Genomic DNA, 17,196 nt, shown 5'->3' with positions numbered 1-17,196 from the left:
AAACCATTTCAGCGACTCAATGCGGAAATGGTTTTTATGAAATATGTGTGCTTAAGATAGCGTTAAAGGATTTTATCTAAAGCGTATTCTGTTGGTTATAGTATAGTTGGTAATAGCGCGTTGGTTTTGCTGTAAGATAAAACTCTAATTTTTCCCCACTATGTGTTAATTGCGTTTTAACTGCCCAATTCATTTTTTGCCCAGTTCGGATCATCTAACATTTGATGTACACGTTTCTTATCAACATCATTTTCCCATACACCAATCACTAAAGTTGCGACACAATTCCCAATCAAGTTGCTTACTGCTCTTAAAATACCAATCAGCCAATCCACTGAAAGGATCAATACCAAGCCAATCGCCGGGATAACAGGAAAGCTAGATAAAGTCGCAGCGAGTACAACGATTGCTGATGCAGGAATACCATGTGCTCCTTTTGAGGTAAACAAGGTGATTAAAAGAATCATGATGAGGTCTGAAATTGTTAGATGAACGCCTGTCGCTTGCGCAATAAATACAACAGCAAGGGTGAGATAAATTGAAAAGCCATCTAAGTTAAAAGAGTAACCCGAAGGAATGACCAGACTTACTATAGAGTCTTTTATCCCTAATTTTTTTAGTTTATACATCACTTGCGGTAATACCGAATCAGAAGATGATGTTCCACATACAATGGTGATTTCTTCTCTAAAATAGCGAATGAGCTTAAAAATATTGAAGCCTAAGAGTTTTAATACCAGACCAAGTATGACGATCACAAAGAAAATCACAGTTGCATAATAAATTAAAACCAAATAGCCCAGATTAAGTAAAGTTTCTATTCCAAACTTTGCTACGGTAAAAGAAATTGCACCAAAAACGCCGATAGGAGCCAGTTTGATGATGATGGACATGATTTTAAAAATAACTTGAGATATTTTGTCAATAAAAGAGGCGACAGGTTCACTGACATCTTTAGACAGCATAGATAATGCAACGCCAAATAAAATTGAAAAGACAACCACTTGCAGAATATCATTCCCCGTAAATGCACCCACAGCAGTTTGAGGAATCATATTTAAAAAGAAATCAGATACGCCTGTAACTGCATGGATATTTTCATTGTACTTGGTCATTTGGGACGCATCTAAACTTGAAATATCCACGTGCATACCATGCCCAGGTTTAAATATGTAGGCTGCGGCTAATCCTAAAATTAGAGCGATAGTGGTCATGATTTCAAAATAAATCAGCGTTTTTATTCCTACTTTCCCAGCTTTTTTTAAGTCTCCTGCACCATAGATTCCTAACACAATGACGCAGAATATAAGTGGAGCAATCAACATTTTGACAAGTTTGACAAAGCCATTACCAAACACTTGAAAATTGATCGCAATATGAGGCAAAAAGTAACCGAATAAACAGCCAATCACCAATGCAATCATTACTTGTAAAAATAAAGAGCGTTTAATGAGCTTCATTGAGGAGATTCATAACTAAAAGGTCACTTGAAAAAGCAATAGTTATGCCATTTTTTGAATGAATAATTTTTGGTCTTTTCTGTAGTTTTTGTTGTAGTGTTATTTGATCGTTTGATACATAGGTTGCTTAATAGCAGTATAGATAGAATAACAAAAAGGATATCTAACAAGCCTTAAAACAATATCCTAAAACATTTAACAATAAGAAGCTAAAACTTGTACATCTACAATCATATTTTTTGTTAGCTTGAAATATACCGTATTGTTGGAGTAAGAAAATGACTAAAAAAGTACTATTCATCACTTCCAATTCTGGCGTTGAGCATGATGAGCTTAAAAAACCTTTAGACTTCTTGACGAGCAAGGGCATAGAAAGCATACACGCTGCGATTGAATTAAATGATGTACGAACCGTTGTTCATGATGATGAAAAATCGGTGTCATATAGTCCGCATGCGATTTTGGAAAAAGTAGATCCAAGTGATTATGATTTGCTGGTTATTCCTGGGGGAACGGTCAATGCTGATCAATTGAGAATTGATGAGAATGCTAAGAAAATCATTCAATCCTTTACAGACCATAAGAAACCGATTGCTGCCATCTGTCATGGACCATGGGCTTTAATCAATGCAGAACGAATTAAAGATAAAAATTTGACTTCATATAAAAGTATTCGCATAGATTTAGAGAATGCAGGTGCAAACTGGGTAGATGAAGAAGTTCATCGTTGTAATACGGGTGGATGGGTACTCATTACCTCGCGCAGTCCAGATGATATTCCTGCCTTTAATGAGGCGATATTAAAAGAATTAGAATAAGTGGATAGAGCAGGCTAGGCAAAGTTTAAATTTTTGAGATAGCCCTTTAATCGAGGGTTATTTCATACAATCTTTGAATATGTTGGGTTTTAATTCCCCACACAGAACCTGATATTCTACGTTGATGATTTTCAAAGCTTTGTCGACTCTCAAAAACTTCATGCACATCCCAAATTAAGGGATTTTGACTTTGTTTAACTTCAAAAGAAACACAACCTCGTTCTTGTCTGGTTAACTTGATATGTTCTGGAAGATACTTGATTACGATATTTAATTCTTGTTCAGACACACAGATTAACTGACCACATAGCTTAACCATCGCATTCTCATTGATAAAATAGAGCTGTTGTTTTATGTAGGCGTAGTACTAGTCTTGCATAAATTATTATTTTTTGCGTAAAAATTTAATGCGCATTTTATTCGATCTTTCATAAATCAAAAATGATCATGTTGAGTGATTTATATTGGTATTGATGGTTAGGATCAAGGAGTGTGTTGATCAATGGTTTAGAAATGACTTATGAAAGAAGCCTATTGAATTGCTTATAGATAACTTAATAAAGAAGCAGATATTAAAAAACCACTTAGGATTAATGCACCTAAGTGGTTATCTTATTTGGTGGGCCCGCCCAGACTTGAACTGGGGACCAACGGATTATGAGTCCGCTGCTCTAACCAACTGAGCTACAGGCCCTTCATCAAGTGAATTGATTAATTATCAACTACTTGGAACGTGTGCAATACTATCTAAGATTTTAGAGTTTATCAAGTTTTTTTTACAAGTAGACTGTAGAGAATAGCTTGATATAGTGTTTAGCATTGCGACAGCTAGAGATTCTATATAGGTCAACACCAAGAGTAAAGCTGACAAAGACATTTATTGATCAATTGGAGCTTAGATCTGCGATTTATCGAGACAAGGAGTTGATTGGCTTTGTTGTACGTGTACATAACAGCGATAAAACTTACTATCGCTGAAAGAAAGTTCTTGGTAAATCTGTGCACACGACTTTGGATTATATGGAAATATCAGTCTAGGGAAAGCGCATGACTTAGCACAGGGGAAATTGCTACAAATGGCATAAGGAATAAATCCCAACCATAAAAAGCAAAAAATATTAGAGCAGCAACAACAATTAAATATCGAGAAAAAGAAGTCTACAGCAGCTATAGCAAACCAAGCTTTTATGGATTACCTCAATTTAAAGTCTCTTCAAGCAAGATCAATTATGGACTATACAATCAAAAATAGGTCGTTTAAAAATAGCTGCACATTACTCTAACTTAGCCTTGCCAGCTCGCAAGCATATAGATCACAATCGCAATTAAAAATAGACCCACTAAGAGTAAAATATATTTAGGGATTCTACGCTTTTCTTGTGCTTTTTCAGATCTTTCTTGAGCGGTTGATGGGTTGTTATCATGTTGCATATTAACCTCTAAGATTTATCAAGTGATTAATTTATATGGTGGACTAATCTCATCAATACTGTGTGAATAAATGTTGTTCAAAAGTGATCAATGTAGATTAAATGAAAGATTAAGTATTAAATGAAATGATGCTTTAAAATAATGGCTAGTTATTTTTAAAATAAAAACATAGTGTTAATTGGTATTATATATTGAGTTAAAATAAACAAGCAGGGTTTAAATTCACAAGTACTTACAACACTAAACAGCGAATAAAATAATCCATGCTATAAAAACAATGCTTTTATTTAACGTTATATGGAGAAGTGATTATGTCTGTAGGTGATAAATCAGCATATACAGCAAAGCAGAAAAGACAAGCTCAACATATTTATGAAAGTGAGAAAAAACAAGGTCGCTCAGATGAAGATGCAGCACGTATTGCTTGGGCGACTGTAAATAAGCAGGATGGTGGTGGGAAAAGAAAAACACAGCATTCTTAACTGATTAAATCCACCTCGGTGGATTTTTTATTTGCTAAATAAACTATTAATTTCCAAAAACTAAATGAGAGCATCCTAAAGATGATTTTTAAAGTTTACTTATAGGGTTATTTGAAATATTACACCGTTAGTCATTATCCATATTACTACTTATAAATTCTAGAATAGAAAATATATCAACAAGCAAAAAGAGTGAATATCAATATGCAATTCAATACTGGGGCAAACGCCTTGATCTTATCAATGAAGGCGAAAGACAACGCCAATTAAGGTTAGATGAAGATACGAAAGTCTTAAAAATAAGATTTAATCAAATATAAAACGCTCAATGAAATTCATCGAGCGTTTTATATGAAATAAGTGTCAATCTACTTCAGAACGAGACACCTATAAAATTGAATATAATGTCAGTTGTAATAGGCCAAATCTATACTTCTAGCCAAGTGTCTTTAACCTCTTGAGAATCTTTAGTTAAGATAACTTTTTCGCCTTTTATCTCACCAACCCAAGATGTTGGGATGAGATGGTGATGTCCATCGCCATGTTTAGTCAGCTTGATTTGGTCTGCTCCAACAAGGTGATCTACCTCACCAACTTTGGTTCCACAAGACGCAATAACATCGGCATGATTCTTAATACTTTCAACATTGATAGAAGTCATTTGATACTTTCCTATTGAAATGTGATTTGAATATTTACCTTATATGAAATAGGAAGGTGAGTCTTGGTCTGAAATGAAAAGGCTACAAGACAGCCAAAATAATTACTTAATGAATTAAATTTTATACATGGTAATTTTTTGAAATTAATTATAAATGAAGCCATTACAGTATTTAAGTTGCTGTAATGGCTTCAGGTTTTAACAGATAGACTTAGAAACGATAACCTACACCAAGGTAAGTGATTAGTGGGTCGATCTCAATTTTAGTTTTAGCCTGAATAAGCTTTGCATTGTTGTTGGTGTTGAGGACTGTAATGGTTGCAGTATTGTCTAACTTCGCATACGAAATAGAGGCAGTCGCAAACCAGTTTTGTTTAAAGTCATAGGTAAAACCAGCAGTAACAATCGGTGCAATGGCATCAGTAGCATCTACCTTAACTTTCATGTTGCCGCTTGATTGTTTTCCTTCTAGAGAAGCACCTGCTTTACCATCATGAATGTTTTGAATCATATGTCCAGCACGTATCAAATCATTTTCAATCCCTGAATTGATTTCGATCTCGTTGAAGTAGGCATACATTAAACCAGCACCTACAAATGGTCTGAACTTATTGACACCAGATTTACCAAAATAGTACTGCGCTTGTATGGCAGGCGTCCAAGCTCTAGCAGATGCAGCAGTGTTATAACTATCCAAATCTGTAATCAAAAGATTGTTTTTTAAATACAAATCGCCTACTAAGCCTTGAAGTGGCTGAGATGTCGCTGAAAAGGGTGCATAGACAGTACCTTTCCCTTTTAGATCAACTTTTGGTGGAATCCCTGCAATCAATTGAACGGCAACATTGTCAGTGACATTATAAGTAAACATCATACCTAGCGTGTCTACATCCTCAACTTCCAAACCAGCATCCGCTGACCAATTGGCAATCCCATTGATTTCAGCAATTCCTGTTAATTGGTCGATTAAGGTTGGGTCGTCTGCCATGATTACATCCAGCAGGTCATCAAATAAATATCGTCCTTCTTCATTACTTGGTGCATTGAGCAAGCTAATTAGGTTGGGGTCCATCGCATCAATACGAGATTGATCGACATTATTTAAAATGGTTTGGCCTGTAATTACCCCCACAGCAGCTTTAGTACCATTACCCACAGAGGTATTAATCCTAAAAGGTTGTGCTTTCCCCATTGATGACATATGCAACCAACCTGAAGAAACCGAGAAGCGTTTAAAATCTTCAGCTTGGCTTATTCCCGCAATACACAAGAGTGAGGTTGTAACGATGGCTTTTTGAAAGATCTTTTTTATTTTCACTTTGATTCATCCTTTTAAATACAATCACTGTCTTCTTGACAATGAGATTATTAAAATTACATAAAATAACCAATAAGTAGAGTAAAAACTCTAATTTAAAAACAGTATTAAGACTTAAAAGTTAATTAATAATGATTGAAAAGTAATATAAAAAACATAAAATCATAGGGTTGTTTGAAAATAATGTATTTTTAAGTATATTTTTCATATAAATAAAGTATTACAAAATAGTGACATAGTTTTACTTTTTGATAAATTTACTTTACTTTTGATTATATTGAAAAAATTATAAGATAAATTAGTAAATCTAAATTTAATTATTATTCATAGAATATTTTTGATGAATTATCGATATAAGTTGTATTATTTTCCCCGCTATAAAATACAACTTATAAAGAAATGAATGATTATAAAACAGCGAATAAAGCATAAAAAGATCAGTTAATGCCTATTGATTTGCATTTGTTTAAAATCCAATACATGTGATTACGATTTGAATCGCCAAAATAATAAGACAGATTATTCCAACAGCATAAGAAATACTGCGCCATGGTTGAATTGCACTGAGATAGGTGACTGTATGTGTGATTCTTGTAATCGTAAAAATAGAAAAGACCCAGACAATGAAATCACTGCTTAGGTTCAATGCTATACAAAGCCCTCCAAGCACCCAAAACACGGGAATATTTTCTAGATCATTTGCCCAAGCTTGGCTGGCTCTGGTCACTTGTGGTAGTTCTTCGGGTCTGGCTTGAACACTGACAAAATTAGCATCTTCGGTATTTTTAAACGCTTTATTCTTTATACGATAAAATCCTTGATAACAAGAGATTGCAAGCATTTTAAAAAAAAGCAAAACCACACAAAATGCATAGATATGTAGTAAATTATTCATAGATCCCCATTTATTTTATATGCTTTAGAAGTAAGTGTATCTATTTAAAGTGATTTTTTAACTTTGTCGAGCGAAATTTTTAGAAGCAGTTTTAATGCTTGATGAGTCTGATTTATTTTTTGGTGAGAATGACTGAAATAGAGTCGAATGATTAGAAACTTAACCACAATTGAAAATTAATCGAGTGCTTTTAACGATGATCTAAGTTTTGAGTCAATGAGAGCTGCTGCTGAGTGTGTTGCGGTATACGATGATCTAGCGAAGTTTGTGGCTATTGAGCGGTAATAATATGCAGTATTACTTTTTTCGTTTTTCTATATAAATTTCAAATACGCTCCATGTACAAATCAAAACAAAGACTAAGGCACTTACGCCAAAGAGAGGCATCAACATATTGCAATCCTTTTGCAGGTAAAATTTTTGAGCTTATGGCGCAATTAAGACTAAAGTCTAAATGATTTTAACAAGATAAAGAATATTGATTTGAGTTTTATTATTGAGACTATAATTTATATGAATGTTTTTTATGAAGAATTTATATTTTTGTTCTAAAGTGAGTTAGATGACATTGGTGGATTTAACGATTTTACATTTTAATCACCCATTTCGGTATAGCAAAACAAGTCTTTAAAATGACAAAAATAAATATACAAATGTAAAAAATAAGCACAATAGAGATTGTCTTTTTAAGCTTTTACTCGGACAATTCGCAAATTATGATTTTATGATGTTAGGTATTTATGAAAAAGATGTTGGGAGAACTTACTTTTAAGCTCTCAGGTTGGTCATATGAAGTTGATCAAAGTGTATTAGAAAAAAAACAAGTCATTATCGGTTTTGAACATACATCCATGATGGATGCTGTATTGTCATTGGCAATTTTTCAAATTCATGACATTAAAATCCATACTTTAATTAAAAAAGAATTATTTAAAGGGCCTTTAAAACCGATTTTAGAAAAAATTGGTGGTATTCCTGTAGACCGTAAGTCAAACAAAGACATCGTTTCACAAATGGTTGATCTGTTTCAGAGTAATGAAGAATTTAATTTGGTGATTGCGCCAGAAGCGACTCGCGCAGAACGAGGGCAAGCACGTAAACCGATCCGTACTGGTTTTTGGCATATCGCAAAAGCAGCTGGTGTTCCTATTGTTTTGATGTATGCAAACTCAAAAACAAAACAGGGTGGGATCTTTGGAAAAATTTACCCAACAGATCTAGATCAAGACTTAGCAGAAATTAAACGTCTATATAAACAACATACAGGGCTCGATATTGTGATTCCTGAAGCAAAAAATTCTTAATTTACATTAAATCTAAAAAATAAGCACTTTCTCATAAAAAAGTGCTTATGGTAGAATTGCCGCAATTTGATATGGCATAAAGCCAATCTACAGGAGCATATTTCGCATGGCGGGTCATTCCAAGTGGGCCAATATTAAGCATCGCAAAGCAAAACAAGATGCAAGTCGTGGTAAAGTTTTTACCAAATATATTCGTGAATTAACCACAGCAGCAAGACTTGGCGGTCCTGATGTGGGAAGTAACCCTCGTCTACGTGCTGTTGTCGAAAAAGCACTTTCAGTGAATATGACACGTGACACGATCAACCGTGCTATCCAACGTGGTGCTGGTGGTGAAGACAACGATGATTTAAAAGAAGTCACTTATGAAGGTTATGGTGTGGGTGGTGTTGCGGTTATCGTAGAAACCATGACAGATAACCTTAATCGTACTGTGCCTGATGTACGTCATTGTTTTTCTAAAACCAATGGTAACTTAGGTACGGCGGGTTCAGTGGCATACTTGTTTACCAAACGTGGTGAGATTACTTTTGAAGATGTTTCTTTGGAAGATAAAATCATGGATGTGGCTTTGGAAGCTGGCGCTGAAGATATAGAAGTGAACGAAGATGAAATCTTAGTGATCACTACACCAGAAAGTTTTGGTGATGTACAAGATGCTTTGACTGCTGCTGGTTTAAAATCTGATAATGCAGAAGTGGTTATGAGCCCATCAACAAAAGCATTGATTGCTGATGTGGATCAAGCAAAACTCATTGTGAAAATGATTGATATGTTTGAAGATCTTGATGATGTTCAAAACGTATATACCAACGTTGAATTCACAGATGAAGTATTGGCCGAATTAGACAGTTAAGTCTGATTTGAGTTGATAAAACGCACCTTTGGGTGCGTTTTTTATTATTACGTGTTTAAATTTAATTTATTAAATAAAAAACAATAGTTTATAAGTTATTTTTTATTTGACTAAATTTAAATAAAATCCTTCAACAAGATGAGATCAATATTGCTTCTGTTGATCAATCAATCAAAGATCTAATTGAAATTGGACGATTTGAATACTCTTTTAGCCTGAATGAAATTTCTGATGCACTGTCGATTTTAGTTAACACTGAAAATTTTGCCAAAACAATTATAAAGCTTGCGTATGGTGAATTTAAGATCGGATTTTGAGATAAAAACCTACTTACGGTGGGCAATGCTGGGGTTCTCTTTTTAGTTATGTACCACAGTCTTCAATAGCCAAAATTTTTATACATTAGAATGTTTAGGTAAATTAAAAAGAGTTTGAGAAGAATAAAAAAAAGTATACAATTACATCAAAATTACATTGCAATTATTAATAAAAGTAATTGTTTGAATTTTTAAACTAATAAGTATTCTTACAATGAAAAAAGGATTTTTATAATGAAAAAGGTATTTTTATCAAATGCTTTTTTGGGGTTAATCTGTTTTAGCAACCATTCAGTTTATGCAAGTTCTGAAACTTTTCAACCTATGTCAGAAAGTGAAATGTCAGCGACTACTGGTCAGGCTTTAATGAGTATGTCTTTTATTGCACCTAATGATTCAGATAACTTGGAAAGACAGCGTACTGGCGGTAGCCAGAATATCGGTTTTTATCGCTTAGGTTTGGAAGCAGAACTAGAGTTGAATGCTAATATTAAAAAATTACAGCTAGGTTGTGGGGGATTGAACGGGGCTGGTGGATGTGACATTGATATTGATAATTTAAGTTTAAGTGGTATTTCTGATACTAATTCTGGCAGAGCAAGTTCCAGTGCAAAATTAACCAACCCTTTCATTGAGTTTGCAATTAAAAATCCTGGTCAGTCATCAACAAGAGAAATGGTAGGACTGAGACTGAGTGCCGAAAAAATACTAGGTCTGATGACTTTGGGAACAGAAAATTCATCTGTTGCGAATGGACTAAATAGTTTCTCTGGATACATGAAAGTACAGTCAGGTATTGGTACTACTGTTGCAGAACAAAGTAAAATTAAAGGATATGCCGATACTGCTGCACAGTTTATGAATCTAGCTACATATCCAATTAAAGGCAATTTAGTTGCAATTGGATTAGCAAATGCAAGTTTTATCACAACTGGAGGGGGATTCAGTATTCCAGAAATGAATAACCTTCCTTTTGAAACCTCCCAAATTGTTGTTGTAGGAAATCGTAAGACATCAGTTGGTTTATCTGCATCTGTTGATATTCCAACTATCAATTTAGGGACAGGAAATGATTATCCAGCAATAGGTAGAACAACCTTTGATGCAAATGGAACCACAACAGCAGTATACACAGCTGGTAATCCCGTAGACGCTAAGATAACAGGATGTCAAAACACGGTTTTTTTAATTCCAGCTTGTTTAGCAGCACCAACAGGGCGTCAATTTACTAATATCAAAATGAGTGGTTCAGTAAGTGGTGCGAAAGCGACTGTAAATTTTCAAGAAGCTCTTGGCTTTATTCATAGCTTACAGGTGAATTCGGCTGCATCTTTAAGCTTACAAAATCAGAGTTTATTGTGGCCAGGTTCTGAATCCTTAAATATTGCACAGCCAGGTTGGTGGTTAGCACTTGCAGATCCTATCAGTATAGGTCGAGTAGAACCAACCCAAAAATTAAGTATTGAGCCATTGCTTGGTCAATTTGCTACGAAAGCTGGAGATTATTTACAGCAATATCCTGCTAGAACCAATGATCTTGGTGGAATTATTAGTGGAAATGGACTTGATGCAAATATTGGAAATGTAAATTTATCAAATGTTGCTCCCCTACAAATGAATTTATCTAACCTTCAGCTTAATGGGCAAAATTTTGCCCCAAATTGTTATGGTAGCCTTAAATTTTGTTAATCTTAATTTACTGGAATTCGTACAGAATTTAAAAGAGAACATTACGGATACTGACAATCTGAGCATCAGTAATAAATCTTATCTAGTTAAGAGTGATTCAGGCAGTGCAATAATGATAAATTTTTAATAAAACATGATTATTTTTTTAATTTAATAAATGAAAATATTGAGTGCGACAAAAATGCAACATATTGATTTAATTGAATGTTAATCGCACCTTTGGGTGCGTTTTTTATTGAGAGAATTTATTGCTGATTTAAAACAGCGGAAATAAATTTATTTTTTTCAATCCGATAATCGATCATATCTAAATTTTCACAACGCTTTTTTAGATTATTGTACGTTTGCACTAGTTCAGGCGATTGCCTGAGTTTATCTCTAAACTGAATAAATGACTCAAATTCAGAACCTTTGACAACCAATTGAAAGGCGACATCATCACCATTGAGCGATTCTAACATACACAGTTGATCCGTTCTCAGTGTTGCTAATTTTTCTTGAAAGTTTAAGTGGCAAAGCTTTTGGATGGCATCATTGAATTCAGATTGATCTACTGCAATATAAATGTCTAAATCTCCTTTAGAGATTGCATTTGGAATCGAAGAGGCGCCAATGTGCTCAATCTCTGCATTGGTTAAAAGTGCTTTGATTTGAGTTTGATAATACGCAAACCGTGCATTACATAGTGGTTGATATTCTTCGGCTAAATAAAATCTCATAAAAAGATCCATTCAAATACAATCTGATATCTTTGATTTTTAAATTCTACTTATTTAAAACATCATAAAACCAATGTTTAAGACTAATGAGAGCAACTTTGCTTCGTAAACTTTTAAGTGCATTCTATTCATCGTGTAGAAACTAAACTGGCTCAATACATAATTTAAATTCGATTGAGTAGGCCAGTACAATTAAACACGCGTTTATATTCTTTAATCACAAAGCTTGAATGTAGTGCAACCACGTGCTCAATTTTACCAATACGTTTGAGTAAAATTTCACTGTAATTCTCCATATCTTTTGCGATAACTTCTACAAGGAAATCAGCGGTTTGCCCAGTCACTAAAAAGGCGTTAATCACTTCTGGGATGTTTTCGAGTTCTTCTAAAAATTTAGCAAAGGTGTCAGTATCATGTTTGCTTAGGGAAATTTGTAAAATGACATGTAATTTAAAGCCTAATTTTTCAAAATTAATATCACGCTTTAGATTGGTCATGATATCTGTTTCGATCAAGTGTTTGATACGACGATGGACAGAACTTACCGACAGGTTAATACGTTCTGACAATTCATTTAGATTGATGTCTTCATGGGTTAAAATTTCTAAAATTTGTTTGTCGTAACGATCCAGTTCCATATTTTTATCCAGCTTGAAAAAATTTTCTGTATTAATGTAGATTGATTTTTATAGTTTTTCAATATTTGAATCATTTTTGAGAATAAATATCATAAAATGCTAGGTTATAGAAAAGGAATGAGTTTAAGTCTAACTGTATTCTGTGTTGAACCATATCATGATGATTTTGCAAATGACCTGTTGAAAACATTGAGCGAATTGCTAAAACTTAACCCAAAGGATTAAAGATTATTTTTAGTTATTGCTCCTCTATAAAATTTTTACTTTATACTGATTAAAATTGAAAAGTTTATCCACCAATGCTTGAACACGATCTAGAACTTACCGAATCTGAAATGCATCTCTATTCCCGTCAAATTCTGCTGGATGGTTGGGATATTGAGGCACAGGAAAAATTAAAACTCGCCAATGTGCTGATTGTTGGTTGCGGTGGAATAGGGTGTACCACTGCCGAATTGTTGGCGCGTGCAGGTGTTGGAAAAATTAGTCTGATCGATGCTGATACTGTAGAAATCAGTAATTTACAAAGACAAATTGCCTATATTGCGCAAGATGTCGGGTTTTATAAATCGGAGATCTTGGCCAAGAGATTGCAAACAATTAATCCTTTTATCCAAGTAGAAAGCTATACCAGTAAATTGGATGAAAATAATGCGCAGGCATTGATTGCTCAGCAAGATTTAGTCTTAGATGGTTGCGATAATTTTACCACCCGTTATCTGGTGAACCACATCTGTACCCAGCTGCATATCCCGCTGATTAGTGCGTCTGCGATTGGTTTCCAAGGTCAGCTTTTTATGGTTGACGGTGACTCAGCTTGTTATGAATGCTTATTTCCCAAAGCGCAACAACATAATGAAAGTCTACGTTGTGCTGATTCTGGTGTATTGGCCACCACACCCAATGTCATGGCAAGTTTACAGGCACATCATGCACTTCTATATTTAGGTTTAGCGAAAACCCCACTGAAACAAAAATTGATGCTATGGGATGGATTAACAATGAAACAACGAATTTTAGCCTTTGAAAAAGATAGAGATTGTACAAACTGTCAGGCAAGCCATACTGCAAATGCTGATTAATTTGCTACACTTATACAAATTCAATTTAATGTTGACATTATGAAAAATAATATCTTTTTAGATGGTCTGCGTTCAGTTGCCCGAGTTGGGGTAACTGCCGTTATCGCAGCCAAAGCTGGCATTAAATACGCCACTGAAAAACCAAGTAATGCCAAACTGATGCGTGAAACTTTTGAATCATTAGGCTCAACTTATATTAAATTGGGTCAATTTATTGCCAGTACACCATCTTTATTTCCTCGTGAATATGTTGAAGAGTTTCAAGGCTGTTTAGATCAAACGCCTTATTTACCTTTTAGCTATGTTCAAGACGTGTTGGAACAAGAATTTGCTGGACGTAATTTAAGTGAAATCTTTGCATCCATCGATGAAAAGCCTCTTGCTTCAGCGTCCATTGCTCAGGTTCATGCGGCCAAATTGGTGACCGGTGAAGATGTTGTAATTAAAGTGCAAAAACCAGGTGTAGAAACTATTCTTTATACCGATTTAAATGTATTGCATTGGGCAACAAAGGTGTTGGAAAAAGCAATTCCAAAAGTAAAATTCGCTTCATTAGCCGATATTGTTGATGAAATTAAAACACGGATGGTACGTGAAGTTGATTTTATTGAAGAAGCACAAAATTTAGATGATTTTGTGAATTATCTCAATGTGTCGCAAAACACCGCAGCAACAGCACCAAAGGTCTATCATCAATTTTCAACACGTCGTGTACTTACCATGCAACGCTTGTATGGCGTGCCACTGACTGATTTTGATGTAGTGAGAAAGGTCGCGAAAGATCCATCTCAAGTGCTGATTACCGCCATGAATACTTGGTTTGGTAGTTTGATGTTATGCCAGTCTTTCCATGCTGATTTGCATGCAGGTAATCTGATGTTGCTTGAAGATGGCCGTATTGGTTTTATTGATTTTGGTATCGTTGGACAGTTAAAACCTGAAGTTTGGCAAGCATGTATGGCATTTATGGATGCTTTGCAAAAGACTGATTACAAGTTGATGGCTGAAAATATGTTGGGTATGGGCATGACCAGTACTCAAGTCGACACTCAGGTTTTGGCAGAAGATTTAGAACGTTTATTTAGTGGTGTACTGCTTGCGGATCCACAAAAAATTATGACGTCAAACCCATCTGATTTAAATGACATCATGATGGACATGGTGGGTGTAGGCGAGCGTCATGGTATTCGTTTCCCACGTGACTTCGCCTTATTATTTAAGCAAATGCTCTATTTTGATCGTTTTATGCGTGTTCTTGCGCCATATACCGATATTTATGCTGACCAACGTTTACAGATGGTGCAAAATATTGATCCTGTATCGTTGTTAAAACATTGATATAGATGTTTTCCCTTTGTGAAAAGCTGGCTAGGTCTGATTGTATAATCTTACTTGGCCCTTTTTTAAAAGGGTATTTTTTTATTTAAACTGAGAATTTATAAACGTCATGGATGCAATTATCATTGAAGGGTTGAAAGTTGAGACGGTGATTGGCTGCTTCAATTGGGAACGGCAAATTATCCAACCTTTAATGTTGGATCTCCACATTCAAACCAGTTTAGAACAAGCGTCTAACTCAGATGAATTGGTCGATACGTTGAACTATGCAGAAATTTGTGAAATTTCTGCCAAAGTGATTCAAGAAGCTGCGCCAAAATTGATCGAACATGCGGCCAAATTAGTGTTGAATACGCTTTTCTCTACCTTTCCACCTATTGAATCGATTATGATTACGATCCGTAAGCCTGCCATTATCCCGCAAGCAAATTCTGTAGGAATTCGTCTTGAACGACACCGAAATGATATTCGCCCTAGCTCTAGCGAGTAATCGCGATCCACAACAAAATTTTCAAAAAGCATTTGCTCAGATTGCCCATTTGGGAATGGTGTCATTTTCTCCAATCTATTTGATTCCATGCCGTGATGGAATTGGTGCAGATTATTGGAATGCTGCATGTTTGGTTCAAAGTCAGCTGTCTGTAGATGAAATGCTGTCTTTATTAAAAAAGATGGAAGCAGACTCAGGTCGTGTACGCCCATCACATCAAATTTCCTTGGATATTGATCTCATTGCATGGGGATCTCATTTAACTGCAATGCAATTTAATCCAAAGAAACTACCATTGGCGTTGGATGTTAAAGTGCCGATGTCTGATCTTTGGGAGGATGCATTATTCAAACATTCCGCAGATCAATTTCCAGTTATCATTTTATAGTCTTTAAAATAAATAGGTTAAAAAACAATGTATTTTAAGCCCTTGGCATTATTCAGTTGTGTGCTTTTATTTAGTGCATGTCGCCATTTACCTGAACAATCTGTTACACCAGTACAAGCTGTAAGTGAAGTGCAAAGCTTACAACAGCGGGATAACAATCTTAAGCAAAAAGTGAATGCTTATACACAAGATCAAGCTTTATTTGATGTGGCATTTGATGATCTCAATCAAGATGGGCAAGATGAAGCCATCGTGCTTTTAAAAGGGCAAGATTGGTGTGGGTCTGGTGGTTGTACAATGCTGATCTTTCAAGGAAAATCTAATCACCAGTTTGACTTTTTAAGTAAAACAACCTTGGTGGATACGCCAGTTTACTCTACAACATATATGCATAATGGTTGGAAGCAAGTGCTGGTTTATAGCCGAAAGCATGGGCAAGTGATGTTGAAATTTGATGGAACTCAATATCCGCTCAATCCATCTTTATTGCCTGTCGCAACTGTAAAATTGGCACCGAATACGGCTAAATTACTTTTGGGCGTTGCTGAGTAATTTTTTATTTTTAACCTACATCTCTACATCAAAATGTGGGTTAAGCAGACCTTATTAAAATACTAAAAAAACAAGCCCAGCAAGTGGGCTTGTAAATCAGTTAAATCAGACTGTTAGATAAATTAGATAAAATAACTGGTCTTGGTCATCAGTTTAGAAATAGCAGTCATGGTGATCTTCACTGGAATAGGCAGCTCTACACCACCAGCAGTTAATGCTGTATCACGATGATGCAGTTCATCTTCATTCATCTGCACCAATATTTTACGTGAGCGCTCGTCTTGAGCTGGAAGCTGACTGATATGGTGTTGTAAATGTAAGCTGACTTGGCGTTCAGTTTCAGCCACAAAACCTAAACTGTATTTATCACCTGCAATGCCAGCAAGCGCACCCATACCAAAAGAAAGACCGTACCATACAGGATTCAACAAACTGGTATGACTGTCGAGTTCCTTTAAACGATCTTCACACCAAGCCAAATGATCTTGTTCTTCAATTGCTGCAAATTCCATTTCACGACGTACATTTGGAAGTTTGGCCGTTAAGGCTTGCCCATGATAAAGCGCTTGAGCACAGACTTCACCACTATGGTTGACGCGCATTAAGCCTGCAACATGGCGTGCTTCACTGACAGCCAGTTTGGTTTCGACTGCATTGGACGGATTGCTTCTTTGTGCCGAAGTTGCACCAGGTACTAAACTTCTTAAAGCTTGGTCAAATGAATTGATCAATTTATCGATGCCAGTATATTGACGCAT

Annotated in this window: 19 protein-coding genes and 1 tRNA gene; 10 read left to right on the top strand and 10 right to left on the bottom strand. The window is 35.3% G+C overall.

The window, feature by feature from the left end; all coding sequences use genetic code 11:
- Positions 1–176 precede the first annotated feature (176 nt).
- Positions 177–1,460 carry a C4-dicarboxylate transporter DctA gene (gene dctA / locus ACQ7EO_RS12440; RefSeq protein WP_303578117.1) on the bottom strand — a complete coding sequence of 428 codons (1,284 nt, stop codon included), beginning with the start codon at positions 1,458–1,460 and terminating at the stop codon, positions 177–179.
- Positions 1,461–1,738: 278 nt separating this feature from the next.
- Between dctA and ACQ7EO_RS12435 the strand changes: the two genes are divergently transcribed.
- Positions 1,739–2,278: a type 1 glutamine amidotransferase domain-containing protein gene (locus ACQ7EO_RS12435; RefSeq protein ID WP_151802038.1), complete on the top strand. Its 540-nt coding sequence runs from the start codon at positions 1,739–1,741 to the stop codon at positions 2,276–2,278.
- A 46-nt stretch (positions 2,279–2,324) separates the two neighbouring features.
- Here ACQ7EO_RS12435 and ACQ7EO_RS12430 read toward each other — a convergent pair whose 3' ends face one another.
- The 3 genes from ACQ7EO_RS12430 to ACQ7EO_RS12420 form a co-directional block, all read right to left on the bottom strand.
- Positions 2,325–2,597 (bottom strand): putative quinol monooxygenase, encoded by a 273-nt coding sequence (locus tag ACQ7EO_RS12430; protein WP_239045773.1) that lies wholly within the window; start codon positions 2,595–2,597, stop codon positions 2,325–2,327.
- A 298-nt stretch (positions 2,598–2,895) separates the two neighbouring features.
- Positions 2,896–2,972 (bottom strand) — tRNA-Ile (locus ACQ7EO_RS12425).
- 590 nt (positions 2,973–3,562) lie between these two features.
- Positions 3,563–3,709: a hypothetical protein gene (locus ACQ7EO_RS12420; protein ID WP_167468940.1), complete on the bottom strand. Its 147-nt coding sequence runs from the start codon at positions 3,707–3,709 to the stop codon at positions 3,563–3,565.
- A gap of 311 nt (positions 3,710–4,020) precedes the next feature.
- Between ACQ7EO_RS12420 and ACQ7EO_RS12415 the strand changes: the two genes are divergently transcribed.
- The gene (locus ACQ7EO_RS12415) at positions 4,021–4,191 is read left to right on the top strand and encodes a hypothetical protein (protein ID WP_303576226.1); all 171 of its coding nucleotides are present in this window, start codon (positions 4,021–4,023) and stop codon (positions 4,189–4,191) included.
- A gap of 427 nt (positions 4,192–4,618) precedes the next feature.
- Here ACQ7EO_RS12415 and ACQ7EO_RS12410 read toward each other — a convergent pair whose 3' ends face one another.
- The 3 genes from ACQ7EO_RS12410 to ACQ7EO_RS12400 form a co-directional block, all read right to left on the bottom strand.
- Positions 4,619–4,852: a DUF2171 domain-containing protein gene (locus ACQ7EO_RS12410; protein ID WP_004721027.1), complete on the bottom strand. Its 234-nt coding sequence runs from the start codon at positions 4,850–4,852 to the stop codon at positions 4,619–4,621.
- Between the two features lie 211 nt (positions 4,853–5,063).
- Complete coding sequence (locus ACQ7EO_RS12405) at positions 5,064–6,170, bottom strand: OmpW/AlkL family protein (protein ID WP_004821080.1); 1,107 nt, start codon at positions 6,168–6,170, stop codon at positions 5,064–5,066.
- A gap of 466 nt (positions 6,171–6,636) precedes the next feature.
- A complete protein-coding gene (locus ACQ7EO_RS12400) occupies positions 6,637–7,065 on the bottom strand; it encodes an MAPEG family protein (RefSeq protein ID WP_434277466.1) in 429 nt (142 codons plus the stop codon).
- 740 nt (positions 7,066–7,805) lie between these two features.
- Between ACQ7EO_RS12400 and ACQ7EO_RS12395 the strand changes: the two genes are divergently transcribed.
- The 3 genes from ACQ7EO_RS12395 to ACQ7EO_RS12385 all read left to right on the top strand — a co-directional run bounded on the left by ACQ7EO_RS12395 (position 7,806) and on the right by ACQ7EO_RS12385 (position 11,231).
- Positions 7,806–8,369, top strand: a complete 564-nt coding sequence (locus tag ACQ7EO_RS12395) for a 1-acyl-sn-glycerol-3-phosphate acyltransferase (RefSeq protein WP_004721021.1) — start codon at positions 7,806–7,808, stop codon at positions 8,367–8,369.
- 106 nt (positions 8,370–8,475) lie between these two features.
- Positions 8,476–9,225 (top strand): YebC/PmpR family DNA-binding transcriptional regulator, encoded by a 750-nt coding sequence (locus ACQ7EO_RS12390; protein ID WP_004821088.1) that lies wholly within the window; start codon positions 8,476–8,478, stop codon positions 9,223–9,225.
- Between the two features lie 551 nt (positions 9,226–9,776).
- The gene (locus tag ACQ7EO_RS12385; protein WP_434277465.1) at positions 9,777–11,231 is read left to right on the top strand and encodes a hypothetical protein; all 1,455 of its coding nucleotides are present in this window, start codon (positions 9,777–9,779) and stop codon (positions 11,229–11,231) included.
- 245 nt (positions 11,232–11,476) lie between these two features.
- Here ACQ7EO_RS12385 and ACQ7EO_RS12380 read toward each other — a convergent pair whose 3' ends face one another.
- Entirely contained in the window at positions 11,477–11,950 is a 474-nt protein-coding gene (locus ACQ7EO_RS12380) for a GrpB family protein (protein WP_434277464.1), read from the bottom strand.
- 164 nt (positions 11,951–12,114) lie between these two features.
- Positions 12,115–12,588: an Lrp/AsnC family transcriptional regulator gene (locus ACQ7EO_RS12375; RefSeq protein ID WP_004721004.1), complete on the bottom strand. Its 474-nt coding sequence runs from the start codon at positions 12,586–12,588 to the stop codon at positions 12,115–12,117.
- Between the two features lie 299 nt (positions 12,589–12,887).
- Here ACQ7EO_RS12375 and ACQ7EO_RS12370 point away from each other — a divergent pair, with 299 nt between their 5' ends.
- The 5 genes from ACQ7EO_RS12370 to ACQ7EO_RS12350 all read left to right on the top strand — a co-directional run bounded on the left by ACQ7EO_RS12370 (position 12,888) and on the right by ACQ7EO_RS12350 (position 16,438).
- A complete protein-coding gene (locus ACQ7EO_RS12370; RefSeq protein ID WP_434277462.1) occupies positions 12,888–13,670 on the top strand; it encodes a HesA/MoeB/ThiF family protein in 783 nt (260 codons plus the stop codon).
- Between the two features lie 39 nt (positions 13,671–13,709).
- The gene (locus ACQ7EO_RS12365) at positions 13,710–15,008 is read left to right on the top strand and encodes an ABC1 kinase family protein (protein ID WP_434277461.1); all 1,299 of its coding nucleotides are present in this window, start codon (positions 13,710–13,712) and stop codon (positions 15,006–15,008) included.
- A gap of 109 nt (positions 15,009–15,117) precedes the next feature.
- A complete protein-coding gene (gene folB / locus ACQ7EO_RS12360) occupies positions 15,118–15,498 on the top strand; it encodes a dihydroneopterin aldolase (RefSeq protein WP_434277459.1) in 381 nt (126 codons plus the stop codon).
- Positions 15,455–15,886, top strand: coding sequence for a 2-amino-4-hydroxy-6-hydroxymethyldihydropteridine diphosphokinase (locus tag ACQ7EO_RS12355; protein WP_016539512.1), 432 nt, complete (start codon positions 15,455–15,457; stop codon positions 15,884–15,886). The genes folB and ACQ7EO_RS12355 overlap by 44 nt, the downstream gene beginning before the upstream one ends.
- Positions 15,887–15,913: 27 nt before the next feature.
- Positions 15,914–16,438, top strand: a complete 525-nt coding sequence (locus ACQ7EO_RS12350; RefSeq protein ID WP_434277458.1) for a hypothetical protein — start codon at positions 15,914–15,916, stop codon at positions 16,436–16,438.
- A gap of 122 nt (positions 16,439–16,560) precedes the next feature.
- On the opposite strand, the gene coq7 is transcribed toward ACQ7EO_RS12350, so the two are convergent.
- Positions 16,561–17,196 carry a 2-polyprenyl-3-methyl-6-methoxy-1,4-benzoquinone monooxygenase gene (gene coq7, locus ACQ7EO_RS12345; protein ID WP_004720993.1) on the bottom strand — a complete coding sequence of 212 codons (636 nt, stop codon included), beginning with the start codon at positions 17,194–17,196 and terminating at the stop codon, positions 16,561–16,563.

It is taken from the genome of Acinetobacter sp. CE-15 (genome assembly GCF_051059255.1).
Taxonomy (GTDB): domain Bacteria; phylum Pseudomonadota; class Gammaproteobacteria; order Pseudomonadales; family Moraxellaceae; genus Acinetobacter; species Acinetobacter guillouiae.
The sequence above is the reverse complement of the archived record's forward strand: the minus strand, read 5'-3'. Positions and strand labels throughout refer to the sequence as shown.

What these genes read in the sequence shown, in the direction of transcription:
- ACQ7EO_RS12390 (WP_004821088.1), top strand. Translation starts at nt 8,476, where the DNA reads ATGGCGGGTCATTCCAAGTGGGCCAATATTAAGCATCGCAAAGCAAAA.
- ACQ7EO_RS12430 (WP_239045773.1), bottom strand. Translation starts at nt 2,597, where the DNA reads ATGGTTAAGCTATGTGGTCAGTTAATCTGTGTGTCTGAACAAGAATTA.
- ACQ7EO_RS12415 (WP_303576226.1), top strand. Translation starts at nt 4,021, where the DNA reads ATGTCTGTAGGTGATAAATCAGCATATACAGCAAAGCAGAAAAGACAA.
- ACQ7EO_RS12385 (WP_434277465.1), top strand. Translation starts at nt 9,777, where the DNA reads ATGAAAAAGGTATTTTTATCAAATGCTTTTTTGGGGTTAATCTGTTTT.
- ACQ7EO_RS12370 (WP_434277462.1), top strand. Translation starts at nt 12,888, where the DNA reads ATGCTTGAACACGATCTAGAACTTACCGAATCTGAAATGCATCTCTAT.
- folB (WP_434277459.1), top strand. Translation starts at nt 15,118, where the DNA reads ATGGATGCAATTATCATTGAAGGGTTGAAAGTTGAGACGGTGATTGGC.
- ACQ7EO_RS12350 (WP_434277458.1), top strand. Translation starts at nt 15,914, where the DNA reads ATGTATTTTAAGCCCTTGGCATTATTCAGTTGTGTGCTTTTATTTAGT.
- ACQ7EO_RS12365 (WP_434277461.1), top strand. Translation starts at nt 13,710, where the DNA reads ATGAAAAATAATATCTTTTTAGATGGTCTGCGTTCAGTTGCCCGAGTT.
- dctA (WP_303578117.1), bottom strand. Translation starts at nt 1,460, where the DNA reads ATGAAGCTCATTAAACGCTCTTTATTTTTACAAGTAATGATTGCATTG.
- coq7 (WP_004720993.1), bottom strand. Translation starts at nt 17,196, where the DNA reads ATGCGTCAATATACTGGCATCGATAAATTGATCAATTCATTTGACCAA.
- ACQ7EO_RS12435 (WP_151802038.1), top strand. Translation starts at nt 1,739, where the DNA reads ATGACTAAAAAAGTACTATTCATCACTTCCAATTCTGGCGTTGAGCAT.
- ACQ7EO_RS12410 (WP_004721027.1), bottom strand. Translation starts at nt 4,852, where the DNA reads ATGACTTCTATCAATGTTGAAAGTATTAAGAATCATGCCGATGTTATT.
- ACQ7EO_RS12395 (WP_004721021.1), top strand. Translation starts at nt 7,806, where the DNA reads ATGAAAAAGATGTTGGGAGAACTTACTTTTAAGCTCTCAGGTTGGTCA.
- ACQ7EO_RS12400 (WP_434277466.1), bottom strand. Translation starts at nt 7,065, where the DNA reads ATGAATAATTTACTACATATCTATGCATTTTGTGTGGTTTTGCTTTTT.
- ACQ7EO_RS12375 (WP_004721004.1), bottom strand. Translation starts at nt 12,588, where the DNA reads ATGGAACTGGATCGTTACGACAAACAAATTTTAGAAATTTTAACCCAT.
- ACQ7EO_RS12380 (WP_434277464.1), bottom strand. Translation starts at nt 11,950, where the DNA reads ATGAGATTTTATTTAGCCGAAGAATATCAACCACTATGTAATGCACGG.
- ACQ7EO_RS12420 (WP_167468940.1), bottom strand. Translation starts at nt 3,709, where the DNA reads ATGCAACATGATAACAACCCATCAACCGCTCAAGAAAGATCTGAAAAA.